The organism is Achromobacter sp. 1012554356 (assembly GCF_059760815.1).
Genome location: NZ_JCBANC010000004.1, coordinates 68,104 through 92,403, shown reverse-complemented (window position 1 = coordinate 92,403; position 24,300 = coordinate 68,104). Strand labels below are relative to the sequence as shown.

Here is a 24,300-nt window from a genome sequence, read left to right as displayed (position 1 = left end):
ATGCGCACGTGCTGAAAATACCCTACGAACTATGGATCGGCGCCCGCTATGCGGGCCTTGCCCGGATCCGCCAGCGACGCGGCCGCCGCGATCGCTTCATCTCCTTCATCGCCGCCAGTTCCATGGCGGGCATCGCGCTGGGCGTTGCCGCCCTGATCGTGGTGCTGTCCGTGATGAACGGCTTTCAGAAGGAAGTGCGGGACCGCATGCTGTCGGTGCTGCCGCACATCGAACTCTATCTTCCTGGCGCATCGCCCGAACGGGTGCTTGAGCAGTGGCAGCAGTTTGCCACCGCCGCCGAGCGCAATCCAGAGGTCAAGGCTGGCGCGCCCTTCGTGGCGGCGCAGGGCATGCTGGTGCGCGGGCAGGCGCTGCGCGGCGTGCAGGTCAGGGGTATCGACCCCGGCACCGAGGGCAACGTGTCGGACCTGCCGCGCCAGATGGTGTCTGGCAAGCTGACCGACCTGAAACCCGGTGGCTTCGGCGTGGTGCTGGGCAACGAGCTGGCCGACGGCATGGGCGTCAAGGTCGGCGACACGTTGCTGATGATGGCGCCGCAGGGCTCGATCAGTCCCGCCGGCTTTGCGCCGCGCATGCGCCAGTTCACCGTCGTGGGTGTATTCTCGTCGGGCCACTACGAATACGATTCCTCGCTGGCGTTCGTGGACAACGAAGACGCCGCGCGCGTGTTCCGCGAAAGCGGCACCGCCGGCGTGCGTCTGCGCATTGCCGACATGCAGAAGGCCCCCGAAGTGGCGGCCGAGCTGCGCAACGTCCTGCCGCCGTACGTCATGGCCAGCGACTGGTCGCGCAACAACCGCACGTGGTTTGCGGCGGTGCAGACCGAAAAGCGCATGATGTTCCTGATCCTGGCGCTGATCGTGGCCGTGGCGGCGTTCAACCTGCTGTCCTCGCTGGTCATGGCCGTCAAGGACAAGCAATCCGACATCGCCATCCTGCGCACGCTGGGGGCGGGACCAGGCGAAGTGGCCCGCATCTTCCTGGTGCAAGGCGCGCTGATCGGCGTGATCGGCACCTTGCTGGGCGTGGCCGGCGGCATTGCCATCGCCTACAACGTCGACGTGATCGTGCCGTTCATCGAGCGCATGCTGGGCGTGCATTTTCTGCCGCGCGAAATCTATTTCATCAGCGCGCTGCCGTCCGACCCGCAGGTGGGCGACATCGTCACCATCGGCGTGACGTCGCTGGTGCTTTCGCTGTTGGCGACCTTGTATCCGAGTTGGCGCGCCTCGCGCCTGCAACCCGCACAGGTGCTGCGCCATGATTGATACCCCGACGCAGAAGCCGCAGGCCGGAACGACACCGGCGCTGCAGGCCGAGAACATCGTCAAGGTCTACGACGAAGGCCCTGCCCGGATCGAAGTGCTCAGCAATGTCAGCCTGTCCGTCGCGCGCGGCGAGATGGTCGCCATCGTGGGCGCATCGGGATCCGGCAAGAGCACCTTGCTGCACATCCTGGGGCTGCTCGACGTGCCGACGAGCGGCTCGGTTTCCGTTGACGGCCAGGTGGGCATCGGACTGTCCGAATCCAAGAAAAGCGCGGTGCGCAACCGCAGCCTGGGCTTCGTCTACCAGTTCCACCACCTGCTGGCCGAGTTTTCAGCGCTGGACAACGTGGCGATGCCGCTGATCGTGCGCCGCGAGAACCGCGACAAGGCGCGCGAGGCGGCACGCGAAGTGCTCGGACTGGTCGGCCTGTCCGCCCGGGAAGGGCACTTCCCGGGGCAGTTGTCGGGCGGCGAACGGCAGCGCGTGGCGCTGGCGCGCGCGCTGGTGACGCGCCCGGTGTGCGTGCTGGCGGACGAGCCCACGGGCAACCTGGACCGCCACACCGCCCACAACATGTTCGAACTGCTGACGCGGGTGAACCAGGAGTCGGGGACTGCATTTGCGATCGTCACGCACGATCCCGAGCTTGCCGCCCGCGCCGACCGTCAGTTGCTGATGGAAAACGGCCGCCTGGTGTCAGGCTAGCCCGGTCCGCAGCGACAGCCGCCCGCGCGGGTCCGCGCGGCGGCCGCGGGCGGATAATCCGCACAAGGAGGACACGCCCATGCTCATCGACACTCATTGCCACCTGGACGCCCGGGAGTTCGACGCTGACCGGACCGAGGTGGCGGACCACGCCGCCCACGCGGACGTCCAGGCCATCGTGATCCCCGCCATCGAACGGGCAAACTTTGCGGTCGTGCGTGACCTGGCCGCCAGCATTGCCGGCGGCGCCTATGCGTTGGGCATTCATCCGTTGTACGTCGCGCGCGCCGACGACGCCGATCTGGACGTGCTGCGCCAGACCATCAAGGAATCCCTGGGCGATCCGCGCTTTGTCGCCATCGGCGAAATCGGGCTGGACTTCTTCGTGCCGGAGATCGCCTCGGGTGCGCCGCGCGAACGTCAGGAACGGTTCTACGCCGCGCAACTGGACATGGCCGTCGAGTTTGGCCTGCCCGTGCTGCTGCACGTGCGCAAATCCCAGGACATCTTGCTGAAGTACCTGCGCCGCCATCCGCGCATCGGCGGCATCGCGCACGCGTTCAATGGCAGCGCGCAGCAGGCGCAGGCCTTCATCGAGCATGGCTTTGCGCTGGGAATGGGCGGCGCGATGACGTTCGAGCGGGCGCTGCAGATTCGTCGCCACGCGGTGGACGTCGGGCTGGAGCATCTGGTGCTGGAGACCGACGCACCGGACATCCCGCCCGCTTGGCTGCACGAACCCAATCGGCGCAATCGTCCCGGCGAACTGGCGCGCATTGCGCAGGTGCTGGCGGAACTGCGCGGCATCACGCCGGGGCAGGTGGCGCACGCCACCACCGCGAACGCGATGCGGGTGTTGCCAAGGTTGCCGGCAGCGATTCTGGCTGACGCGGACTGACCTGTCTGACTTCGAAGACGCGTGCGCGATGATGATGTCGTCGTGCGGGAAGATTGCGTTCGTCGGACCAGTCCGAATCTCCTATCGACTCTTCTAACGATTCTTCGAAAACGCCTTCGTGGCATTGAGTTTGGGTAATGGGAATACCTATCATTGGCGTTCGTTAGCACGTCAATCAGCGCACAGCGCGAGCCGCCTTGATCGGGCGGTTTTTCATTTGATTCCCATGTCGACTCAGAAACGCTTTAACGGCTCTGCACGAGCCGCTTCAACACCCTGCGCGCGATTCCGTCTTTTGCCGATCGTGTTGGCGCTTGCCGCCGCAAACGTCCACGCGCAGACCGGCACGGCCGGAATGGAAGACACGTTGGGCGTGACGCAGCTGGACACCGTCGTGGTCACTGCATCGGGGTTTGAACAAGAGATCCGGAACGCGCCCGCGTCCATTTCGGTCATCACGCGCGAGCAATTGGAAGCGCGGCCTTTCCACAATCTGGCCGACGCGGTGCGCGACGTGGAGGGCGTGTCGGTCGAGCGCGGCGGCAAGGCTGGCGGCATGAACATCAGCATCCGCGGCATGCCCAGCGACTACACGCTGGTGCTGGTGGACGGCAAGCGCATGAATCAGAACAGTTCGGGGGCGCGGGCCAACGGCTTCGGCGACGTCGACACCAACTTCATTCCGCCGATGGCCGCGATCGAGCGCATCGAAGTGGTGCGAGGCCCGATGTCCACGCTGTACGGCTCGGACGCAATGGGCGGCGTCATCAACATCATCACGCGCAAGGTCGCCCGCGAATGGACGGGCCAACTGACGCTGGACGGCACGCTGCAGGGCGACAACCGTTTCGGCAACACCTACGGCGCGGGCTTCTACCTGAGCGGCCCCCTGAAGACGGACAAGCTCGGCCTGAGCCTGCGCGGCGGCCACTACCGGCGCCTGAGCGCAACAGGCAGCTACCCCGCCACCCAGGCCGACTACGACAGCGGCGACTACACCGGCGACATTGCCAGCTTCAGCGGACTGGGCGACAGCACGCAGCAGAACATGGGGCTGCGCCTGTCGCTGACGCCGAACCGCAACCACGACATCCTGTTCGACGTGGACAGCAACTGGCAGACCTTCGACAACAGCAACGGGGAATTAGGCACGCTGAACGCCGACGTGGCGCCCAACCGCCAGGGCGGCGGCTACGATCCCGAGATGAAGTTCAACCGGCAGCGCTACGCGTTGACGCATCTGGGCCGCTACGGCGGTTCGGTCAGTTCGGACACCAGCCTGGTCTCCGACACCACCGAGACCATCGGCCGCACGAATCCGATGAGCACGCCGCGCCAACCCACCGACGGGTCCAGCCGCGACCTGGAATACGACAACTGGGTGTTCGACACCAAGTGGACGATGCCGTTGTTTAATGACCGCCACAACCTGACCCTGGGCGGCCAGTGGCGCGAGCAGCAGTTCAAGGACACGCTGGTGTCGGCGCCGCTGAATCTGCGGCAGTACCAATGGGCGCTGTTCGCGGAAGACGAATGGCGCATCGTGGACAGCGTGGCGCTGACCGCCGGCGCGCGTTACGACCGCAACGAGCAGTTCGGCGGCAAGTGGAGTCCGCGCGGCTACCTGGTCTGGAACGCCACGCCGGCGTGGACCTTCAAGGGCGGCGTCAGCAAGGGCTACAAGACGCCCGACATCAACCTGATGACCGACGGCATCATCGGCCTCGGCGCGCAGGGCACCATGCCGTTGCTCGGCAATTCGCAGCTCAAGCCGGAGACCAGCACCTCGTCCGAGTTGGGCGTGCTGTTTGACGATGGAGCAGGGCTGTCCGGCAACCTGACCGCTTTCCATACCAAGTTCAAGGACAAGATCGACAGCCAGAGCGTGCCCAACTGCCTGGCGGCGGGCGGCCCCGCGCCGGGCTGCCTGGACCTGGGCGTGTGGGAGCGCAACGGCGTGCCCGTGGCCAACTTCTCGCAACGCGTGAACATCGATTCGGCCACCATCCAGGGCTTTGAGCTGGGCGGCCGGATTCCGCTGTACGCGGGGCTGTCGTTCAATGGCAATTACACGCTGACCGCAAGTGAGGTCACCTCGGGCGCGAGGCGCGGTCAGCCCTTGGGCTCGCAGCCGCGTCACGCAGTGAATCTGGGGCTGAACTGGCGCGTCAACGATCAGTTCAACGCGTGGGTCCGCGGCGAATACCGCGCGGGTCAGTTCAACGACATGAACTGGGAGAAGAAACAGGTGTTCTATAGCCCGTACTGGCTGGCCAGCATGGGGGGCTCGTATGTGGTCAGCAAGAACGTGACGTTGTCGGCCTCGGTGCTGAATCTGTTCGACAAGAACTTTGTGGACTACGGTCCGGCCAAGGTCGGCGCGACGGCGCCAGCGGCCAATGCCAGCTGGAGCAACGCGTACCGGCAGGTGCTGGAAGGCCGCCGTCTGTGGATGTCGGCGAACATCACGTTCTGATGCTGGGCGTCGACCGTGGCGTCATCCCGTAGCGGGGCGCGCCACGGAGGCGGATAGCAGCGGCAGGTCCATGCGCACGCTCAAGCCATGCGGGGCGACGTTGCGGGCCGATATCGATCCCTTGTGCGCGGCAATCGCGGCCTGCGCGATGGAAAGTCCCAGCCCCGCGCCGCCGCCGGGCGTGCTGGCGGCGCCGGCAGAGCCCGCGCGATAGAACGGTTCGAAAAGCGAGGTGAGCTCTTGCGTGGCAACGCCCGGGCCGCGGTCTTCGATCTCCAGGCTGGCTTCGCTGGCGCTGGTCAAGAGCCGCACGCGGATGACGCTGTGCGCGGGCGCAAAACGCAGGGCATTGCGCAGCACGTTCTCGATGGCGCTGGCCAGGCTGGCGCGGTCGCCGGCAATGCGGATGGGCGCTGGCGTGTCCCAATCGATTTGCAGATGCCGCCCTTCGGCCTCGTAGCGGGCATCGTCCACGACGCCGGCCACGACATCCGACAGGTCCAGCGGTTCGGTCGGGACGGGCAGCGCACCCACGCGGGCAAGCCGCAGCGTGTTGCCCACCAAGGCGTCCAGCCGCTCGCATTCGCGTTCGATGCGGTCGAGCTGCAGATCGCGCCGTTCGTCGTTGCGGCGCGCCAGTTCAGAGGCCAGGCGCAGGCGCGCAAGCGGTGACCTGAGCTCGTGCGCCACGTTATGCAGCAGTTGCTCGCGCGTGTCGACCAGCGCCTTCAATCGCACGGCCATGGCGTCGAAGTCGCGTGCCAGCAGGCCAAGTTCATCCTGGCGCGTGGCGAGTCTTGGCGGTGTCTGCGTGTCCAGTTTCCCAGCGGCCAGCGCGTGCGTGGTCTGGCGCAATTGCGCCAGCGGCGCGGTAATGTGGCGCGTCAATGCCCAGCAGAAGGGCGCGGTCACCGCCAGCGCGAACAGCAGCAGCGCCAGCGCGACGGGCGACAACGCCAGGACTTCCCAGCGCGACGAATCGAACGGCAGAAACAGCATCAGCAGTTCCGAGCCATCCGGCAGGATCAGGATCTGCGGTTCCCACCACGACACGCGTTCGCCCGCGGGATCGGCCGGCACATAGTCGGACTGCGGCGGCCGCTCGGGCGCGGCGCGGTACGCGACCAGCCAGTCATGCAGGCGCGTGGGCAGGCGCCGGCCCAGGATCTCCTGGTCCTGCGCATCCATGACATAGATCTTCAGCGCCGAGTAGCTGTCGTCCATGGCGCGCACCCAGCGTTCCAGGCCGTCCCGGCCCTGCGTGCGCGCGACCTGCGCGGCATCGCGCGTAAGGTTGCCGGGATTCAAGCCGTCCAGCGAGTTGAAGCGGTACCAGGCCACCGATGCCGTCAGCACCATGCCGCAGACCAGGATGACCGCCATGGCGCCCCAGAACGTCAGGAACGCACGCCAGAAAAGCGAGCGGGCGGGCAACAACGTCATCACGCAGCGCCCGCCAGCACGTAGCCCAGCCCGCGCAGATTGCGGATGGACAGCGTGTCGGCGTGTTGATCCAGGCGCAGCTTTTTGCGCAGGCTGCTGATGTGCGTGTCGATGCTGCGGTCGTAGCGGTCTGGCGCGCGGCCCAGCGCATACAGGCCGATCTGGTCGCGCGCGATCACCTGCCCTGGGGCGCGCATCAGGATCTCCAGGATGCGCTGCTCGGCGCCGGTCAGCATGACTTCGTCGGCGCCCATGCGCGCGCGGCCGGTGGCCGGGTCCAGCGACAGGGCGCCCAGGCTGAGCGACGGACTGGCGGGGACGGGCGTTTCTTCAAAGCGGCGCAGCACGGCGGTGACGCGGGCCTTGAGCTCACGCGGGCTGAAGGGTTTGGCCAGGTAATCGTCGGCGCCGAACTCCAGGCCCAGCACGCGGTCGGTCTCGCCACCATGCGCGGTGAACATGATGAAGGGGCGGCGCGAGCGCTGGCGGTAGTGCTTGAGCAGATCCAGACCGTTGCCGTCGGGCAGCATCAGGTCCAGCAGCACGAGGTCGAAATCGTCCTGCGCCAGCAAGGACATGCCTTGAGCGCCGGTGTGCGCCAGCGTCAGCTGGCATTGATGGGGTTCCAGGTATTCGCGCAGCATCTGCGCCAGCTCGACGTCGTCGTCGATCAGCAAGATGCGGCGCGCCACCGCTGAATGAGTGAAAGGCATGCGTGTTGGGCGTCGAGCATCCGGCAGTGTGGCCGAACGCTGCGCGCCGGAGTGTCAAGAAATGCAAAGAAGATAAAAGTTGCGGAAAGCGTGTTGCGGCGTGCTGCAAGCCCCAATTCTAATATGAGAATGGTTTTCATTAATAAGTTGGAGCCGGGGCGTGCCGCGCGTGGGGCGTGGCGTAAACCGGGGACGGGAGAAGTTGGAATCATGAGCAGGAAAGAACTGGCCGGCGGCCAGCGCATCGCCGCGTCGCGCACGCAACTGGCCGCCGCCTTGTGCGCCGCGGGTTTTGGCTTGGGGCCGTCCGCCGTCTGGGCACAGGCCGCGGACGCGGCCACGACGATGGACACGGTCGTCGTCACGGCCAGCGGTTTCGAGCAACGCATCCAGGATGCGCCGGCCTCGATCAGCGTCATCACGCGTGAGGATCTGGACAAGAAGTTCTACCGCGACCTGAACGACGCGCTGGTGGAAGTGCCGGGCGTCATCGTCACGGGCGGCGGCGATCGCCAGGACATCAGCCTGCGCGGCATGGGCCCGAAGTACACGCTGATCCTGATCGACGGCAAGCGCCAGAGCTCGCGCGAAACTCGCACCAACTCGGATTCGACGGGTGTGGAGGGTGGCTGGACGCCGCCGCTGTCGGCCATCGAGCGCATTGAAGTGGTGCGCGGCCCGATGTCGTCGCTGTACGGGTCGGACGCCATGGGCGGGGTGATCAACATCATCACGCGCAAGGTGCCCGACGAATGGCACGGCGAAATCCGCATGGATACGACGATCCAGGAGAGCAGCAAGTCGGGCGATATCTACCAGGGCAACTTCTACCTGGCCGGCCCGATCAAGAACGACCTGCTGGGCCTGCAGATCTACGGCCAGGCCACGCAGCGCGACGAAGACAACATCTACAACGGCTACCGCAAGCGCAACGCTGAAAGCGTGACCGCCAAGCTGGCGCTGACGCCCAATCGCGATCACGACATCGTGCTGGAAGCGACCACGATGCGCCAGAAGTTCCAGGACACCCTGGGCAAGACGGTGGAGCCGCTGCCGCCCGGCACCGCGTGCCCGCGCACGGGCTGCCCGGCGTCGTCGGAAACCGATTACCGCAGCAGCAAGTGGGCGCTGTCGCACACCGGCCGCTGGGGCTGGGGCGTGTCCGACAGCTATGTGCAGCAGGAAGAGTTCGACAACCGCTCGCGCCAGATGAAGATCAAGAACCTGGACCTGCAGACGAGCTGGTCGCTGCCGCTGGGTTCGCACATGCTGACCTTGGGCGGCAGTTATCTCAATCAACGTCTGGATGACCAGAACGGCAATCAGTTGCCCGGCGGCCCCAGCAACGTGGAACGGTATCAATGGGCATTGTTCGCCGAAGACGAATGGCGCCTGACCGAAAGCTTTGCTCTCACGACCGGCCTGCGCATGGATCAGGACGAGAATTTCGGCAGCCACTTCAGCCCGCGCCTGTATGGCGTGTGGCACATGGCCGAACGCTGGACGCTGAAGGGCGGCGTGTCCACCGGCTTCCGGGCGCCCGACCTGCGCCAGACCGTGGCCGGCTGGGGCCAGACCAGCCGCGGCGGCAACATGTACGGCAATCCGGACCTGACGCCCGAAAAGTCGGTGACCCAGGAAATCGGCCTGCTGTATGACGACGGCGAGGGCATGAACGCCGGCATCACGTTGTTCAACAACGACTTCAAGGACAAGATCACCCGCGTGGCGTGCCCCCTGTCGCAGTGCACGGACGGCCCCAACCAGTTCGGCTCGGACCCCACCACGTACATGAACGTGGACAAGGCTGTGTCGCGCGGCGTGGAAGCCAGCCTGAAGCTGCCGCTGGCGGCCGACTGGTCGATGACCAGCAGCTACACCTTCACGAAGTCGGAGCAGAAGTCCGGCCAGTACAAGGGGGAGCCTCTGAACCAGTTGCCCAAGCATCTGTTCACGACCACGGTGAATTGGCAGCCGTCCGACGCGCTGCAGGCGTGGGCCCGCCTAAACTTCCGCGGCCGCGAGAGCCAGCCGACCACGGGCCCGTCGTCGGACGCGCTGGTCGCGCCGTCCTACACGTTCGTGGACTTGGGCGGTTCGTACGCCGTGAACAAGACCGTGTCGGTGTATGCCGGCATCTACAACCTGTTCGACAAGCAGGTCGCCTACGACGACTTCGGCTACGTCGAAGACGGCCGCCGTTACTGGCTAGGCGTGGGCGTGAAGTTCTGAGAATGACGGGGCGCCTGGCGCCCCATTACAGAGAGGTTTGCATGAACAATGGAAAACAGGCGGGCGCCGCCCGCCGCTGGGCAACCCGGGCCGGTGTGGCACTGGCCTTGAGCGCCGCGGCAGCCGTGTGCGCCGCGCAGTCCACCACGCCAGTCAAGCACGCCCGCGGCGAAACCGCGGTGCCGGCCAATCCGTCCAAGACGATCGTGCTGGACCTGGCCGTGCTGGACACCCTGCACACGCTCGGCGTGGACCCCGTGGGCGTGCCCAGCGCCGCCAAGCTGCCCCCGCAGCTGAGCCAGTTCGCCGACAAGCGATATCTGAAGGCCGGCACGATGTTCGAGCCCAACTACGAGGTCATTCACGCCGCCGCGCCGCAAGTCATTTTCGTGGCCGGCCGCTCGGCGCCCAAGTATGACGAGCTGTCCAAGATCGCGCCAACCGTGGACCTGACGGTCGACGCCAAGGACCTGGTCGGCAGCGTCCGGCGCAACACCGAAACGCTGGCCGCGCTATACGGCAAAGCGAGCGAGGCCAAGGAAAAGCTGGCCGCGCTGGATGCGTCGATTGCGTCCCTGAAAGGCAAGGCCGCCAACGCCGGCACCGCGTTGATCGTGCTGACAACCGGCGGCAAGATGAGCGCCTACGGGCCGGGCTCGCGCTTTGGCGTGATCCACGACGCCTTCGGCGTCAAGCCTGCCGCGACCGGCCTGAACGTGTCCAACCACGGCCAGGCGATTTCGTTCGAGTTCATTGCCCAGACCGATCCGGACTGGCTGTTCGTGATCGACCGCGACGCGGCCATCGGCCGTGAAGGCGTGTCGGCGCAGCGCATGCTGGACAACGAACTGGTGCGTCCGACCAAGGCGTGGAAGAACCAGCGCGTGGTCTATCTGAACGGCTTCAACTGGTATCTGCTCGGCAGCGCGGGCCTGACGGCCATGCAGCACAACGTGGATCAGATCGCCGCGGCGTTGTCGCAAGGAAAGTAAGCAGCATGCAAGACGGGAAGGGCTGCCGGTGAGCTGGCGGCGCGCAATCGGCGGGTGGGGCGGCTTGACGGCCGTGGTGGTGGTGTTGCTGCTGTTGTGCGTGGCAAGCATCAGCCTGGGCGCGGGCCAGATGCATTGGGCCGCGCTGTGGAACGGCGGCGAAGAGGGCGAGCGAGCATGGCGGCTGCTGATGGTCAGCCGCATCCCGCGCACCCTCGCGTTGCTGCTGGCAGGCACGGCGCTGGCCGTCGCCGGCCTCATCATGCAGATGCTGGTGCGCAACCGCTTTGTGGAGCCGACGACGGCCGGCACCGTCGAATCCGCCACCCTCGGCATCCTGGTCATCACCTTGCTGGCGCCCGATACGTCCGTGATCGGCAAGATGGTGACGGCCACGGGCTTTGCGCTGGCGGGCACCTTGCTGTTTCTGGCCTTGCTGCGCCGCGTGCCGCTGCGCACGCCGTTCATCGTGCCGCTGATCGGGCTGATCCTGGGCGGCGTGATCCAGGCGGTGACGACCTTCATGGCGTACCGCTTCGACCTGCTGCAGTCGCTGCATGCGTGGACTACCGGCGACTTCTCCGGCGTGCTGCGCGGCCGGTATGAGCTGCTGTGGATCGGGTTTGCGCTGGCCTGCGCGGCCTATGCCGCTGCCGACCGCTACACCGTGGCGGGCATGGGCCGCGAGTTCGCGTCCAACCTGGGGCTGAATCATGCACGGCTGACGCTGGTCGGCCTGCTGATCGTTTCGGCCATATCGGCCGTGGTGGTCGTAACGGCCGGCAGCATCCCGTTCCTGGGCCTCATCGTGCCCAATGCCGTCAGCCTGGTGCTGGGCGACAACATGCGCCGCGCCATTCCGTGGGTGGCGTTGCTTGGGGGCGCATTCGTACTGGCCTGCGACATCATCGGCCGGCTGGTCATCCACCCCTACGAGATCCCCATCGGCACCGTGGTGGGCGTGCTGGGCAGCATCCTGTTCCTGTGGCTGCTGCGCTCGCGGAGGAACCGCCTTGGCTGAAACCGCCTCGATTCTCCGCGTGGCCCCGCGCGCGCCGCAGAGGTGGCGCCTTGCGGCACTGGGCGCCGGCGCGCTGATCTGCGTTGCCGCCTTCATGACGTTGGGCGCGAATGGCCAATGGTCGTTCGTCATTCCCTTTCGTGGCGGCAAGCTGCTGGCCATGCTGCTGGTGGCGTATGCGGTGGCGGTGTCGTCCGTGCTGTTCCAGACCATCACGCACAACCGCATCCTCACGCCCGCCATCATGGGCTTCGACGCCCTGTACCTGCTGATCCAGGCGGTCGTGGTGTTCGGCTTCGGGCAGGCGGCGGCCGCCGCCAGTCATCCGGTCGCGGCGTTTCTCCTGGAAGTGTGCGCGATGACGGCGTTCGCGTGCCTGCTGTTCCGCTGGCTGTTTTCCGACGCCGTGCGCAGCCTGCATTTGATGATGCTGGTGGGCATCATCTTCGGACTGCTGTTTCGCAGCCTGTCCAGCTTTGTGGTGCGGCTGATCGATCCGAATGAATTCCTGGTCCTGCAGGACCGCATGTTCGCCAGCTTCAATTCGGTACGCGTTGAGCTGCTGCCGATCGCTTTCGGCGCCGTGTGCACCGCGTCGTTCTTCGTCTGGCGCATGCGCCGGCGCTACGACGTGCTGGCGCTGGGCCGCGACATGGCATTGAACCTGGGCGTTGACTATCGCCGCACGCTGGTGGTGACACTGGCGGCGATTGCGGTGCTGGTGTCCGTGTCGACGGCGCTGGTCGGTCCCGTGACGTTCTTCGGTCTGCTGGTCAGCAACCTGGCGTATCAAGCCATGGGCTCGGACAGGCACCGGTACACCGTGCCGGCCGCGACGCTGCTCAGCGTCATTTTCCTGGTGGGCGGCCAGACGCTGCTGGAGCGCGTGCTTGGGCTGAACACCACGGTCAGCGTGGTGATTGAATTCGTGGGCGGCGTGATGTTCCTCGTCCTGATCTTGCGCAGGGGGCGCCGATGATAGAAATCCAGAACGTCAGCAAGCAATATGGCGACACCGTTGTGATCGACGATGTCAGCCTGGACCTGCCTGCCGGCGGCGTCACCGCCATCATCGGGCCGAACGGGGCGGGCAAGTCGACGTTGCTGTCCATGGTCAGCCGTTTGCTGCCGCTGAGCGCGGGGCGGGTGCTGGTCGAAGGTCTGGACGTCACGCGCGCCGACAGCCGCGAACTGGCCCGGCGCCTGGCCATTCTTCGGCAGGACAACCACCTGCCGCTGCGGCTGACGGCAAAGGACCTGGTGGCGTTCGGCCGCTACCCGCACACGGGCGGGCGGCTGACGATGGACGACAAGGTCCACATCGATCAGGCCATTGCGTACCTGAACCTGGAACCGCTGGCGGACCGCTATCTGGACGAGATGTCCGGCGGCCAGCGCCAACGCGCGTTCGTGGCCATGGTGCTGTGCCAGGACACGCGCTACGTGCTGCTGGACGAGCCCTTGAACAGCCTGGACATGAAGCATGCCGTCGCGATGATGGGCACCTTGCGGCGCGCGGCCGATGAACTGGGCAAGACGGTAGTGCTGGTGCTGCACGACATCAACTTTGCGTCCAGCTATGCGGACCGCATCGTGGCGATGCGGCAGGGGCGGATTGCGCGGCACGGCACGCCGGCCGAACTGATCCGGCCGGACGTGCTGAGCGATCTGTATGAACTGCCGATCGATGTGCATGAGATCGGCGGCAAGCGCATCTGCGTGTACTACCGCTGAGGCGGGGCGCCCCATTGCTGGGCGCCCGCCGGATCGAACCGCTTACTGGGTCAGATCGATCGCGTAACGCGACAGCTGCGTCACCGGATCGGGCGTGGCGTCAAACACCGAGACGTTGGTCACGTCGTGGGCCGTGGCCATCGCCAGCGTGCCCGGCACCGACGAAAACACCACCGGTCCGGCCAGCGAACTGACCTGCGCGAAACGCCAGCTGCGATCCAGGCCGAACGTGGCCAGGTCGAGCGTGGGGTTCTTCTTGATATAGCTGATCAACACGTCGCGGCTGGCGTCCGGAGCCTGCAGCACGATGTCGCCCTTGCCGCCGGCCAGACCGGGGAAGTCGCCGCCGCCGCTGGCGCGGTAGTTGTTGGTCACCACCAGGAATTGCGCGGTCAGGTCCAGCGGCGCGCCGTTGTACGTCAGCGCCGTGATGCGCGAGCCCTTTGGCTTGGTCACGTCGATTTCATACTGCAGCGCATTGCCGGCCGCATACAGCACGTCGAAGTTGAACGTCGGAAAGCCGGTGTCGATCAGATCCTGCGGCGCGACCTGCGCGGGGTCGATCTGCTTGAACTGCTCGGCCGTCTTTTCCAGCCACTGGCGCACGATGTCGCCGCTGACCCGCACGACTTGCAGCGTGTTGGGGTACAGATACAGGTCGGCCGCGTTGTTGATGGCGACGTTGCCTTGCTTCACATAGGTGAAGTCGCCCGGACCGTTGCGCCCGCCCTTGAAGGGCGCGGCGGCCGACAGGATCGGCAGGCCCGCGTACGACGGGCCGTTCTTGGCGATGTAATCCGTCAGGTAATCGATCTGCGCCATGTTCACGATCTGCAGCGCGGACACGTCGCCCGCCAGCGCGTAGTACGTGGCCATGTCGAACTGGCTCTGGCCGATCGGCGTCTTGACGTAGTCGATCGTCGCGGCGTGCTCGGCCTGCACCAGTTGCTGCGCGGCCGCGTCCGGCGCCACATAGGTTGCCGGCGTCGAGCCGCTTTGCGCGGTCAGGCGCGTGGAGATGCGCTGCACCTGCGTCGCCTCCTTCTGCACCTTCCAGCCCTGGTCATACGACAGCGTCAAAGTGATCTGGCCGAGGTTGTTGCCCCATTGGCCGGCCTGCACGGTCGGTACGCCATTGATCAAACCCTTTTCCAGTTCGACGCCCGGCTGCCCGGCGAACTGCGATTTGGCATTGGTGTCGGGAAAGAGCAGATGCTGGTGGCCCGTGATGAGCGCGTCGATGCCCGGCACCTGGCTCAGATAGCCCGCGCCGTTTTCCATGTCCGGGCTATAGGCCGTGGCCAGGTCGATGCCGCCGTGCGCCAGCGCCACGACCAGGTCCGCGCCCGCCGCCCTCATTTCGGGCACGTAGCGCGCCGCGGTTTCCTTCCAGCCGGTGACTTCCACGTGGCCTTCCAGATTCGCCTTGTCCCATTGCATGATGGGCGGCGGCGCAAAACCGATCACGCCTACCTTGAGCGGTACGTCGATGGACTTGCCCGTGCTGTCCGTGGCCGTGAAGGTTTTTTCAAGCAGGACATAAGGCTTGAAGATCGGCTGCTTGGAGGCTGCCGACACGACGTTGGCCGACACGAACGGGAACGCCGGGGCCGCGCAATCCTTGGCGCCCGCGGGGTTGGTCTGCGCCGTGCCCTTGCCGATGCCGGCCAGCCCGAAATCCACGTTGGTGATCTGCGACAGATAGGGCAGGCCGTAGTTGAACTCGTGGTTGCCCATCGTGGCCGCGTCGTACGACAGCAGCTTCATCTGTTTGTAGATCGCGATCATGTCGGAACACTGCACCGGCGACACCAGCGCCTGGTAGTCCGACAGTGCCGTGCCTTGCACGGTGTCGCCGTTGTCGAGCAGCAGCGTGTTCGGATACTGCTTGCGCGCATTGGCGATCAGCGTGGCCGTGCGGTCCATGCCGTAGCTCTTGTCTTCGGCAAGCTTGTAGTAGTCGTAGCCCAGCACATTGGCGTGCAGGTCCGTGGTGCCGAGAATCGCAACGTCCAGCGTGGTGCCTTGCGGCACGCTGGCCTGCGGCGGGGTCTCGGGCGCGGCGGTGTCATCGTCATCGTCATCGCCGCCGCAGGCGGACAGGCCGGCCACCAGCGCAAAGCTGGCGGTCACTGCAAAGATCTTGCGTACGTGTGGCTTCACCGTCTTTCCTCCGTGTTGAAGGAAAGAATTTTGGGGACGGTGTGTGACCTACCCGTGACATGCACGGGGGCAAATCAACGCAGCGGGGACTCGCGGGTCAGGCAATCCGCGTCCAGCGCCGCCAACGCGTCCAGGAATCGCCACGCGAACGAGCCGGGCCCGTCGGCATGCTCCGCCGCGTGCTGGCCCGCGATGCCGAAGCAGGACAGGGCGGCCACGGCCGCGGCATACGCATCGTTTTTCGACACGGCGGCAAAGGCGCCGACCACCGCGCTAAGCGCGCAGCCGGTGGCGGTCACGCGTGGCATCAGCGGCGAACCGCCCGCAATGCGCACGGCGCGGGTGCCGTCCGTGACGTAATCGACCTCGCCGGTGACGGCTACCACGGTCTTGCGGCGCGCGGCGATGTCGTGGGCAGACTGCTCGGCCTGCGCCACGGCGTCGCGGGCGTCCACGCCTTTGCCGGCGCTGTGGCCGCCGGCCAAGGCGATGATCTCCGATGCGTTGCCCCGGATGATGGCCGGTTCAAGGTCCAGCAGCCGCTGGATGGCGTCGCGGCGAAAAGCGGTGGCGTGATGCGCCACCGGATCCAGGACCCAGGGCGTGCCGGCTTCTGCCGCGGCTTGCGCGGTCAGCAGCATGCTGCGCAGCCAGGGCGACGATAACGTGCCGATGTTGACGACCACCGCACCGGCAAAGCGCGCGAACTCCGGCGCCTCTTCTTCGGCGTGCACCATGGCGGGGGACGCGCCGATCGCAAGCACCGCGTTGGCCGCGTAATTCATGGAGACGAAATTGGTCAGGCACTGCACCAACGGCGCGTCACGGCGGACAGCGGCGAGGAGGTCCTGGGATTGTTGGGCGAGGGAAGTGATGTCGGAATGCGTCATGCCGGGCGGGGTTTGGGCCGGGGACGCGAAGCTCCCCGGATCGGTGCCGTATGTTCCCGGGGGGGCGCAGAGGTGTCAAGTTCCCGCCGCCGACCCGTGCTTGGGCCCTGCGGCGGAATGCGCGAATGATCAGCCGCACTGGCCTTCGGCGGCCAGCTTCACTTCGGGTTTGGAGATTACCCGCTTGCCTTCTTCTTCGGACACCTCTTCAACGCCGGCGCCGCCCACAAATACGCCCATCTTGATGAACTGGCGGACAAAATAATTCTTTCCGGCTTGCATGGTCAGCAGCAGATCGTTCGGAGAAAACTCGGATTCCGTCGACACCTTGTGCTGCTGGTCGCCCTGGACCTGGGTATAGAAGAAGACTCTGTCGGCGGTTTCGCCCAGGCAGTTTCCATCGATATACACGTCTTTCTTCAACGCCTTGCCCACGAAGCTGTCCCGATACACGTACAAGCCGGATTTACCTTCGTCCGGCGCCGCAAACGTTTTGGCCTTCTGGTTGTTTTCTTGCGAAGCCAGCGGAACATTCGCGCATCCCGTCGCTGCCAGGACGGCGGCGCAGGCAACTGCCAGTTTCAGCTTATTCTTGGTCGATCGATTCATGGTCGTGGGTGTCAGTTGTTAATGGAAAAGTTAGAACGTATCCAAAAATATCTGAGTGTGTCACAACTTGATTGAATCGTCCATGGCTCCGCCACGCCGCAAATGCTGCGCGGGCGCATACTCAATTTGAGGTATTGGCGGTTGTGCGGGCTGGATCACAATCATTGGCCCCGCCAGCAAAAGAGGTGCCTCCATGCTGAGTGCCGAACAAATCCAACGTATATTTCCCAGCTGCAAAACGCCCGCCGTGTGGGCCGATGCGTTGGCGCCCGCATTTCAGAAATACGAAATCGAAACTCCGGATCGCATCGCAAGCTTTCTGGCGCAGACGGGCTATGAATCCGGCCAATACAACCGGATCGAGGAAAACCTCAATTACTCGACGGCCTCGCGGTTGACCAAGGTGTGGCCAAAGCGATTTCCCAATGAGGCGTCGGCCATGCCGTATGTGAACAATCCGCAAGGACTTGCAAATCTGGTTTATGCGAACCGGATGGGTAATGGTGATGCGCAAAGCAACGACGGATTCCGGTATCGCGGACGCGGCATCATCCAGCTGACCGGGCGCAGCAATTACGACTCGGCTGGCGACGCCATGGGCGTCAATTTGCTTGAGACGCCCGAATTACTGTCCGACCCGAAATGGGCTGCGCTGAGCGCCGGGTGGTATTGGCAGTCGCGCGGGCTGAACGAGCTGGCGGACGACCGCACGCATGACGATGACCTGGAGGATTTCGCCAGGATCACGCGGCGGATAAATGGCGGGTTGGTGGGGCTGAAAGAGCGCTTCGCCTTGTTCAAGCAGGTCTATGCCGAACTGATGCGATAAAGGCGCAGCCGCGCGCCGGCCGCATCCCGCGCCGGCGCCCTGATGGCCATGCAGGCAGGCGGCGTCTCAATTCACCGTGATATTGGCCGACTTGATCACCTGCGACCAATGCGCCGTATCCTGCGCGACGGTGCGGCCCAGTTCCTCGGGATTCTGGTAGTTCGCCCGCACGCCCGCTTCATTGGCGGTCTTGATGAGCTCGGGCTTCTTCAGTCCCGCCTCCAGCGCGGCGCTGATCTTCCGCACCACGGCGTCGGGCGTGCCTGCCGGCGCGAACAGCGATACCCACGCGTCCAGCTCGAACCCGGGGTAGCCCTGTTCGGCGGCGGTCGGCACGTCCGGAATCATCGGATGGCGCGCCGCCCCGGCGATGGCAATCGCGCGCAACTTGCCCATCTGCACGTGGCCGATCACCGACGGCGGCGTGGTCACGAAGAGCTGCACGCGGCCGGACAGCACGTCCTGGATGGCCGGGCCGGAACCCTTGTACGGCACGTGAACCATATCGGTCCCCGTCATCTGCTTGAAGAGTTCCGTGCCCACATGCGGCACGGAACCGCTGCCCTGCGAGGCGTAGTTGATTTCGCCCGGATGCGCCTTGGCGTAGGCGACCAGTTCCTTCAGGTTGTGCACCGGCAGCGACGGATGCACCGTCACCACGTGCGGAGACACGGCGATCATGCCGACCGGTTTGAACGACTCGGCGCTCCAGCGCAAGCCGGTGAACATCGACGGATTGCCCGCGTGGTACATCGAATAAGAGGCCAGGAGCGTATAGCCGTCGGGACGCGCGCCCGCCACGACGCCATACGCAATGTTGCCGCTGGCGCCCGCGCGGTTGTCGATGACGGTGGGCTGGCCCAGGCCGGTGGCAAGCGGCTCGCCCGCCAGGCGCGCGGCCAGATCCACGATGCCGCCCGGCGGCACCGGCACCACGATCGTGATTGGGTGCGTCGGAAAATCCTGCGCGGCAGCCAGCGGCGCGAGCAGCGAGAACGAAAGGGCGATCAGTTTGCGCAACATGGAGGTCACCTGGGGCAGCGGCGGGCGGTCAGGCGCGTTCGGCCAGTTCGGCGCGCACGATCGCGGCGCCTTCGACCATGGCCTTCATCTTGCCGTAGGCCACGTCGCGCGGCAGATACTTCAGGCCGCAATCGGGCGCGATGATCAGGCGCTCGGGCGACACGTGCGGCAACGCACGGCGGATGCGGGCAGCGACCACCTCGGGATGCTCGATCTCATTGGTGGACAGGTCCAGCACGCCCAGCATGATTTCCTTGTTGGACAGGCTGTCCAGCACGGTGCAGTCCAGATTCGATTGCGCGGTCTCGATCGAGATCTGGTGCGCCGAGCACCCGCACAACTCGGGCAGGAACGAGTAGCCGTTCGGACGCGCGTGGATCACGGCGGCGTAGCCGAAGCAGATGTGCACCGCGGTGCGGCCCGTCACGCCTTCGAGGGCGCGGTTCAGCACCTCGACGCCGTACTCACGGGCCTTCTCGGGGCGCGCCTGCATGTAGGGCTCGTCGATCTGCACCACGTCGGCGCCGGCGGCGAACAGGTCACGGATCTCTTCGTTGACGGCTTGCGCATAGTCGTAGGCCATTTCGGCCTCCGACTTGTAGAAATCGTTCTGGGCCTGCTGCGCCATGGTGAAGGGGCCCGGCACCGTGATCTTGATCTGGCGGTCCGTGTTCACGCGCAGGAATTGCACGTCGCGCACCTGCACGGCGTGCTTGCGGCGGATCTTGCCCACGACGCGCGGCACGGGATTGGGGTGGCCGCTGCGGTCCAGGGCCTCGCCCGGGTTGTCGAGATCAACACCTTCGAGCGCCGTGGCAAAGCGATTGGAATAGCTTTCACGGCGAACTTCCCCGTCCGTGATGATGTCGATGCCCGCGTTTTCCTGGTCGCGGATCGCGAGCAGCGTGGCGTCGTCCTGCGCCTGCTCCAGCCACTCCGGCGCGACGCGCCACAGTTCCTTGGCGCGCACCCGCGGCGGAAAGCGATCGCCAAGACGCTTGCGATCAATCAGCCAGTCGGGCTGGGCATATGAACCGACGAGCGTGGTGGGCAACAGGATGGACATGCGGACTCCGGACGGAAAAGGCGTAAAAAGCGGACCCGGGTTTATAGGCGATATAGCGTGAATTGGGTTTGCGGGCAGATTGAAGAAAATTCACGTTATGCGCCGGGGAATTTTTGACACCGTACTTTTGCGCATTCGAAGGCCACTGCAACACAACGCCCGCCCGGCGCATGGTGCGGCGGGCGGGCGGTTTCAATACAACGCGTATTGCAGCTTGACGTGCTTACGTCGACGCGCGGTAGCGGTTACGCAGATCGCGGATCTGGTCGTGGTTGCGCAGCACGCCTTGATACTGGCGCTCGACAACTGCGCGCACGTTGTCAGGCAGCGTTTCCTTGAGCGCCTTTTCGTAGTCCGCCTTGGCCACGTCCTCGCCTTTCTCGCATTCCTCGAGCAGCGTCAGGTCGGTGCGGCTGGATACCGCCGCCTTGATGTTCGTCCAGCCACGATGCATGGCGCCGGCCACCGTGCCGCTGTCCTCGGGCTCGCCGCCCAGTTGCGTCACCAGGGTCTGCAACTCCGTGGCGCCGGCTGCGCAGTCGCGCGAACGGTTGCGAAACAGTTCCTGCATCTCGGGCGCCTTCGCGTCTTCAGCCGCCGCGGCAAAGCCCTTTTCGCCGTTCTTCGACGTTTCGATCAGATTGTTCAGCACCTTGATTACATGTTCGGCCATGTTGGTCTCCTTGGTTTGGAAGGAACAGGCGGCGTGGGCCGCCTGAGAATTGGAGACTCAGCAAGTGGCGTGCCTGGCTGGGCAATGGCCTGGGTGATTGTCTTTTACGCGTCAGACGCGCGGGCAGTTCGAGCCGGCTTTCAGTGCATCCAGCGCCTGATCCGTCATTTCCAGCGCCAGCGATGCCATCGCGCACGTGACCGCCAGGGCATTGCGCATTTCGTCTTCCAGAATGATGTCCGGCACGTCGCCGCGCGACAGGATATGGCGCACGCGCGAATCGGGTTTCTCGAAGCCGGCCACCAGCCGCAGGGCGGGGATGCCATGCCTGGCGAAGTTGGCGTGATCGGAGTTCGGCATGAAGGGCAGCCAGTGCGACACCGGCACGCCCGCGCGCGCGGCCGTGTCGTCGACCACGCCCGCCAGCGCCGGATAATCGCTGATCAGCGCGCAAAGGGTGTCGTCACCTGCCACCGTGTCCAGATTGATGTCGAGCTTCAGGCGCTGGCGTTCTGCAGTGGGCATGTCGGCCAGATAGCGGGCCGACCCGGCCAGCGCCCATTCCTCGGCTGTGAAGAAGCAGATGCGCAGGCCCGGGGTGTCCGGACCCAAGTGCTTGGCGAGCAGCCGGGCCGCAGCCAGCGCGACGGCAACGCCCGTGGCATTGTCCAGCGCGCTTTGGCCCAGATCATGGCCGTCCATGTGGGCGCTGATCACGATCCGGCTTTCCCGGCCGCCAGGCAAGTCCAGAACTCCGGCGCAGGCCATCGAATCCCGCAATTCTTCTCCCCGGATATGCAAGCGCACGCGCGCGTCAGCGGCTGCCGTCAACGCCAATGCCGCTTCGTGGCCGATGTACGCCGCGGGGATACCCGCACCGTCACGGGGACGGCCAGAGGAACCGGACAAGGGGCCGGCGCCGGGCAGCGGATTGGCGATGAGGAAGGCGGCCGCCCCTTGCGCCACCGCCATGTCGTACTTGCGGCGGCGGTGCACGTGCGTTTGCGAGAACGGGTACTCATGGCGCACGAGCACGACTTTTCCGCGCACGGATTCGCCGGCACGTTCAAAGTCTTCCGGCCGGCCCGCGCCCAGATCCAGGATCACGCCTTCCAGCCCCTCGCCGTCAGTAGACGCGGAGCGCAGCAGGGGAACGCATTCCAACGCCATGGGCGTGTCGCCCAGCAGGGTCAGATTGCTGGAGAGGCAGCGCCACCCGTCGTAGGGCACCGGCACGCGCCGCACGTCGGACCCGATTTCGCGAAGACGGTCCAGCGCCCAGTCCATGGCCGCCTCGTCCTGCCCGGAGCCGGACAGCCGTCCGCCAAAGCGGCAAATGGTCTGAAAATCGCTCATCAGGGCCGCGTCGTCAGCGGCCGCCTGTTGCCAGGGTGTCGTCATTGTGGATGTCTCCGGCGCCGCGCGCGTGCCGCGCGGCGCTGCAACGTTGTTATTCGAAGGTGATGTTGGCGCGTTGCACCAGGTCGGCCCAGCGCGCAAAGTCCTGCGCCAGCAACGCGTTCAGCGCGTTGGCGCTGGTATCCGGCGGAAGATTCATGCCGACACTCGCCAGCCGTTGCTTGACGGGATCGGACTGCATGACCTTGGCCATGGCTTCCGACAGCTTCTGGCGCACGGGCTCAGGCGTTCCGGCCGGCGCGACGAGTCCCCACCAGCTTTGCACCGTCAATCCCGGATAGCCGAGTTCCTGAAACGTCGGCACATTCGGCGTGTCGGCCTGGCGTGCGGGCGAGGACACGGCGATCGGCTTGATCTTGCCGCTCTGGAACAGGGCAACGGCCGAGGCCATGGTGGTGAAGCTGGTATCGATTTGACGGCCAGCCAGGTCATTGACGGATGCGGATGCGCCCTTGTAGGGGATGTGCGCGAGCTTGGTCTTGGTGTTCTGCATGAACAGCTCGGCCATCAGATGGGTCAGCGAGCCGTTGCCGCCCGAGCCGATGGAGACGGTGTCCGGCTTGCCGGCGGCGGTCTTCACCAGCGCCGGGACGTCCTGCGCCTCGAACCCGGGATTCACGAACAGGTACATGGGCGACAGGCCCAGCAGCGTGATCGGCGCAAAGTCCTTTTTGGCGTCGTACTTCACGCGGTCCTTGTACAGCGCCGGCACGATGGTGAAGGGCACGTCGGCCAGCAGCAGCGTATAGCCATCGGGCGCTTCGGTGGCCACATAGGCGGTTCCCAGCATCGAGCCTGCGCCGGCGCGGTTTTCAACAACGACGGACTGGCCCAGCTGCGCGCTCAATTGGTCGCTGATGGCGCGGGCGACCACATCCGAGCTGCCTCCCGCCGAGTACGGCACGACAATCTTGACGGGTTTATCGGGATAGGCGGCGGACGCTGTTTGTGCGGCGGCCAGGGCCGTGGGGATGGCGACGGCGGCCAGCAGTTTTTTCCACTTGAACATGATTTTTATGGTGATCCATGAATAATTCACGTCATTGTGGCGGCTGCATTTTCCACGGGCAAAGGAAGTATGCGCATGGGATATTCCGAATTGGAATACCTATAACGCGCCCTTTCGGGTGCGAGAAGGTTGACTGGCCGGTTGCGCTGGTCTTTACGCCATTCCCGCGTAGCGACGCGTTCGAATATTCAGCGCCTGGCCTTGGGCGATGACCCAGTCGCAAAACGCCTGACTGTACGGCCCGCCGACGTTGGGCCGAGGCTGCATCAGGTGATAGCCATAACGGCCTTCCACCGTCTCTTTGAACGGCCGCACCAACTGTCCGGATTCCAAATGGTCCAGCACCATGCACAACGGCATGATGCCCGCACCCAATCCGTTCAGCACGGCAGGCAGCAGAATGGAAAAGCCTTCGTACTCTGGCGCGGTGGCGGCAGGGCCGGACCACAGCGGAGCGACGTCGGCTCGCCATTCGTCCCAGCCGTAACCGCGCTGGGCACGCTTAAGGAGCGGCAATTGGGCGATGTCATCCACCGACTTCACGGGATGGCGTTCCAGCAGAGACGGCGCCGCGACCAGCGTCATCTCACGGCCGCAGAGATACTGAGCGCTCATGCCGGACACATAGCCTGTATGGAGCTGGATCTCCGCGTCGAACCGTTCCGAGCGGTCGCGCGCATGCAGCAGGCGAGGACGGATGTTGACGCGGATCTCGGGGTGCAGTTCGAAGAACTCGGACAACCTGGGCAGCAGGAAAAACTGCGCAAAGGACGGCGATACCGCCACATTCAGGGCAACGCGCGAGGCGGGATTGGCGACCAGCGCGTCGGCTTCGTCGATGAGGCGCACCGCGGCGCTGATGCGTTCCAGATACAGGGCGCCGGCGTAGGTCAGCCGCAAGCCGGCGGGCATGCGTTTGAAGAGGGCCGTGCCTAATCTGTCCTCCAGCGCTGCAACGTGTTTGCTGACCGCGCTTTGGGTCAGGTTCAGCGCTTCGCCGGCGCGGCTGAAATTCAGGGTTTCGGCGGCGGTCAGGAAGATGCGCAGGGAGGATAGGGAGTTGCGGGTGCCTTTCATACGGGGCGGTAAGCGGGTGACGGGTTTGGGCTGATTTG

Annotated in this window: 21 protein-coding genes; 10 read left to right on the top strand and 11 right to left on the bottom strand. The window is 65.3% G+C overall.

Going from position 1 to position 24,300, the window contains the following annotated elements; genetic code table 11:
• The first annotated feature begins 8 nt into the window (after positions 1–8).
• The 4 genes from AC6LJW_RS03045 to AC6LJW_RS03030 all read left to right on the top strand — a co-directional run bounded on the left by AC6LJW_RS03045 (position 9) and on the right by AC6LJW_RS03030 (position 5,369).
• Positions 9–1,289, top strand: coding sequence for a lipoprotein-releasing ABC transporter permease subunit (locus AC6LJW_RS03045; RefSeq protein WP_056562344.1), 1,281 nt, complete (start codon positions 9–11; stop codon positions 1,287–1,289).
• Positions 1,282–1,995 (top strand): ABC transporter ATP-binding protein, encoded by a 714-nt coding sequence (locus tag AC6LJW_RS03040; protein ID WP_056562341.1) that lies wholly within the window; start codon positions 1,282–1,284, stop codon positions 1,993–1,995. Before AC6LJW_RS03045 ends, AC6LJW_RS03040 begins: the two co-directional genes overlap by 8 nt.
• Positions 1,996–2,074: 79 nt before the next feature.
• A complete protein-coding gene (locus AC6LJW_RS03035; protein WP_056562338.1) occupies positions 2,075–2,893 on the top strand; it encodes a TatD family hydrolase in 819 nt (272 codons plus the stop codon).
• 226 nt (positions 2,894–3,119) lie between these two features.
• Complete coding sequence (locus AC6LJW_RS03030; RefSeq protein ID WP_498086485.1) at positions 3,120–5,369, top strand: TonB-dependent receptor domain-containing protein; 2,250 nt, start codon at positions 3,120–3,122, stop codon at positions 5,367–5,369.
• A gap of 21 nt (positions 5,370–5,390) precedes the next feature.
• Here AC6LJW_RS03030 and AC6LJW_RS03025 read toward each other — a convergent pair whose 3' ends face one another.
• A complete protein-coding gene (locus tag AC6LJW_RS03025; protein ID WP_498086484.1) occupies positions 5,391–6,812 on the bottom strand; it encodes a HAMP domain-containing sensor histidine kinase in 1,422 nt (473 codons plus the stop codon).
• Complete coding sequence (locus AC6LJW_RS03020; RefSeq protein ID WP_498086483.1) at positions 6,812–7,525, bottom strand: response regulator; 714 nt, start codon at positions 7,523–7,525, stop codon at positions 6,812–6,814. Before AC6LJW_RS03020 ends, AC6LJW_RS03025 begins: the two co-directional genes overlap by 1 nt.
• A gap of 210 nt (positions 7,526–7,735) precedes the next feature.
• On the opposite strand from AC6LJW_RS03020, the gene AC6LJW_RS03015 reads away from it, so the two are divergent.
• The 5 genes from AC6LJW_RS03015 to AC6LJW_RS02995 are packed head-to-tail and all read left to right on the top strand — an operon-like array spanning position 7,736 to position 13,504.
• Positions 7,736–9,757, top strand: a complete 2,022-nt coding sequence (locus tag AC6LJW_RS03015; RefSeq protein ID WP_056562327.1) for a ligand-gated channel protein — start codon at positions 7,736–7,738, stop codon at positions 9,755–9,757.
• Between the two features lie 41 nt (positions 9,758–9,798).
• Entirely contained in the window at positions 9,799–10,749 is a 951-nt protein-coding gene (locus AC6LJW_RS03010; RefSeq protein WP_498086482.1) for a siderophore ABC transporter substrate-binding protein, read from the top strand.
• A 28-nt stretch (positions 10,750–10,777) separates the two neighbouring features.
• Positions 10,778–11,770 carry an ABC transporter permease gene (locus AC6LJW_RS03005; RefSeq protein WP_056562323.1) on the top strand — a complete coding sequence of 331 codons (993 nt, stop codon included), beginning with the start codon at positions 10,778–10,780 and terminating at the stop codon, positions 11,768–11,770.
• Entirely contained in the window at positions 11,763–12,749 is a 987-nt protein-coding gene (locus AC6LJW_RS03000; protein WP_498086481.1) for an iron chelate uptake ABC transporter family permease subunit, read from the top strand. The genes AC6LJW_RS03005 and AC6LJW_RS03000 overlap by 8 nt, the downstream gene beginning before the upstream one ends.
• Positions 12,746–13,504 carry an iron ABC transporter ATP-binding protein gene (locus AC6LJW_RS02995; RefSeq protein WP_427987236.1) on the top strand — a complete coding sequence of 253 codons (759 nt, stop codon included), beginning with the start codon at positions 12,746–12,748 and terminating at the stop codon, positions 13,502–13,504. Before AC6LJW_RS03000 ends, AC6LJW_RS02995 begins: the two co-directional genes overlap by 4 nt.
• A gap of 42 nt (positions 13,505–13,546) precedes the next feature.
• Here AC6LJW_RS02995 and AC6LJW_RS02990 read toward each other — a convergent pair whose 3' ends face one another.
• The 3 genes from AC6LJW_RS02990 to AC6LJW_RS02980 form a co-directional block, all read right to left on the bottom strand.
• Positions 13,547–15,667: a 5'-nucleotidase C-terminal domain-containing protein gene (locus AC6LJW_RS02990; RefSeq protein ID WP_498086480.1), complete on the bottom strand. Its 2,121-nt coding sequence runs from the start codon at positions 15,665–15,667 to the stop codon at positions 13,547–13,549.
• Positions 15,668–15,741: 74 nt separating this feature from the next.
• On the bottom strand, positions 15,742–16,557 hold the full coding sequence (gene thiM / locus AC6LJW_RS02985) for a hydroxyethylthiazole kinase (protein ID WP_056562314.1): 816 nt from the start codon (positions 16,555–16,557) through the stop codon (positions 15,742–15,744).
• Positions 16,558–16,686: 129 nt separating this feature from the next.
• Positions 16,687–17,166, bottom strand: a complete 480-nt coding sequence (locus AC6LJW_RS02980) for a DUF2846 domain-containing protein (protein WP_498086479.1) — start codon at positions 17,164–17,166, stop codon at positions 16,687–16,689.
• Positions 17,167–17,359: 193 nt separating this feature from the next.
• On the opposite strand from AC6LJW_RS02980, the gene AC6LJW_RS02975 reads away from it, so the two are divergent.
• Complete coding sequence (locus AC6LJW_RS02975; protein WP_056562311.1) at positions 17,360–17,995, top strand: glycoside hydrolase family 19 protein; 636 nt, start codon at positions 17,360–17,362, stop codon at positions 17,993–17,995.
• 66 nt (positions 17,996–18,061) lie between these two features.
• Here the strand turns inward: AC6LJW_RS02975 and AC6LJW_RS02970 are convergent, their stop codons facing one another.
• The 6 genes from AC6LJW_RS02970 to AC6LJW_RS02945 form a co-directional block, all read right to left on the bottom strand.
• Positions 18,062–19,018, bottom strand: a complete 957-nt coding sequence (locus tag AC6LJW_RS02970) for a Bug family tripartite tricarboxylate transporter substrate binding protein (RefSeq protein WP_498086478.1) — start codon at positions 19,016–19,018, stop codon at positions 18,062–18,064.
• 28 nt (positions 19,019–19,046) lie between these two features.
• The gene (locus AC6LJW_RS02965; RefSeq protein WP_056562305.1) at positions 19,047–20,084 is read right to left on the bottom strand and encodes a uroporphyrinogen decarboxylase family protein; all 1,038 of its coding nucleotides are present in this window, start codon (positions 20,082–20,084) and stop codon (positions 19,047–19,049) included.
• Positions 20,085–20,307: 223 nt separating this feature from the next.
• Complete coding sequence (locus AC6LJW_RS02960; RefSeq protein WP_056562302.1) at positions 20,308–20,757, bottom strand: PA2169 family four-helix-bundle protein; 450 nt, start codon at positions 20,755–20,757, stop codon at positions 20,308–20,310.
• A gap of 111 nt (positions 20,758–20,868) precedes the next feature.
• Complete coding sequence (locus AC6LJW_RS02955; RefSeq protein WP_498086477.1) at positions 20,869–22,158, bottom strand: M28 family peptidase; 1,290 nt, start codon at positions 22,156–22,158, stop codon at positions 20,869–20,871.
• A gap of 49 nt (positions 22,159–22,207) precedes the next feature.
• The gene (locus tag AC6LJW_RS02950) at positions 22,208–23,185 is read right to left on the bottom strand and encodes a Bug family tripartite tricarboxylate transporter substrate binding protein (protein ID WP_498086476.1); all 978 of its coding nucleotides are present in this window, start codon (positions 23,183–23,185) and stop codon (positions 22,208–22,210) included.
• A 153-nt stretch (positions 23,186–23,338) separates the two neighbouring features.
• Positions 23,339–24,262, bottom strand: a complete 924-nt coding sequence (locus AC6LJW_RS02945; RefSeq protein ID WP_427987243.1) for a LysR substrate-binding domain-containing protein — start codon at positions 24,260–24,262, stop codon at positions 23,339–23,341.
• Positions 24,263–24,300: the final 38 nt, after the last annotated feature.

Excerpts from the sequence above, each read along its gene's own strand:
- AC6LJW_RS03040 (WP_056562341.1), top strand. The coding sequence starts at position 1,282 with ATGATTGATACCCCGACGCAGAAGCCGCAGGCCGGAACGACACCGGCG.
- AC6LJW_RS03035 (WP_056562338.1), top strand. The coding sequence starts at position 2,075 with ATGCTCATCGACACTCATTGCCACCTGGACGCCCGGGAGTTCGACGCT.
- AC6LJW_RS03030 (WP_498086485.1), top strand. The coding sequence starts at position 3,120 with ATGTCGACTCAGAAACGCTTTAACGGCTCTGCACGAGCCGCTTCAACA.
- AC6LJW_RS03025 (WP_498086484.1), bottom strand. The coding sequence starts at position 6,812 with ATGACGTTGTTGCCCGCCCGCTCGCTTTTCTGGCGTGCGTTCCTGACG.
- AC6LJW_RS03020 (WP_498086483.1), bottom strand. The coding sequence starts at position 7,525 with ATGCCTTTCACTCATTCAGCGGTGGCGCGCCGCATCTTGCTGATCGAC.
- AC6LJW_RS03015 (WP_056562327.1), top strand. The coding sequence starts at position 7,736 with ATGAGCAGGAAAGAACTGGCCGGCGGCCAGCGCATCGCCGCGTCGCGC.
- AC6LJW_RS03010 (WP_498086482.1), top strand. The coding sequence starts at position 9,799 with ATGAACAATGGAAAACAGGCGGGCGCCGCCCGCCGCTGGGCAACCCGG.
- AC6LJW_RS02995 (WP_427987236.1), top strand. The coding sequence starts at position 12,746 with ATGATAGAAATCCAGAACGTCAGCAAGCAATATGGCGACACCGTTGTG.
- thiM (WP_056562314.1), bottom strand. The coding sequence starts at position 16,557 with ATGACGCATTCCGACATCACTTCCCTCGCCCAACAATCCCAGGACCTC.
- AC6LJW_RS02980 (WP_498086479.1), bottom strand. The coding sequence starts at position 17,166 with ATGAATCGATCGACCAAGAATAAGCTGAAACTGGCAGTTGCCTGCGCC.
- AC6LJW_RS02975 (WP_056562311.1), top strand. The coding sequence starts at position 17,360 with ATGCTGAGTGCCGAACAAATCCAACGTATATTTCCCAGCTGCAAAACG.
- AC6LJW_RS02970 (WP_498086478.1), bottom strand. The coding sequence starts at position 19,018 with ATGTTGCGCAAACTGATCGCCCTTTCGTTCTCGCTGCTCGCGCCGCTG.
- AC6LJW_RS02965 (WP_056562305.1), bottom strand. The coding sequence starts at position 20,084 with ATGTCCATCCTGTTGCCCACCACGCTCGTCGGTTCATATGCCCAGCCC.
- AC6LJW_RS02960 (WP_056562302.1), bottom strand. The coding sequence starts at position 20,757 with ATGGCCGAACATGTAATCAAGGTGCTGAACAATCTGATCGAAACGTCG.
- AC6LJW_RS02955 (WP_498086477.1), bottom strand. The coding sequence starts at position 22,158 with ATGACGACACCCTGGCAACAGGCGGCCGCTGACGACGCGGCCCTGATG.
- AC6LJW_RS02950 (WP_498086476.1), bottom strand. The coding sequence starts at position 23,185 with ATGTTCAAGTGGAAAAAACTGCTGGCCGCCGTCGCCATCCCCACGGCC.
- AC6LJW_RS02945 (WP_427987243.1), bottom strand. The coding sequence starts at position 24,262 with ATGAAAGGCACCCGCAACTCCCTATCCTCCCTGCGCATCTTCCTGACC.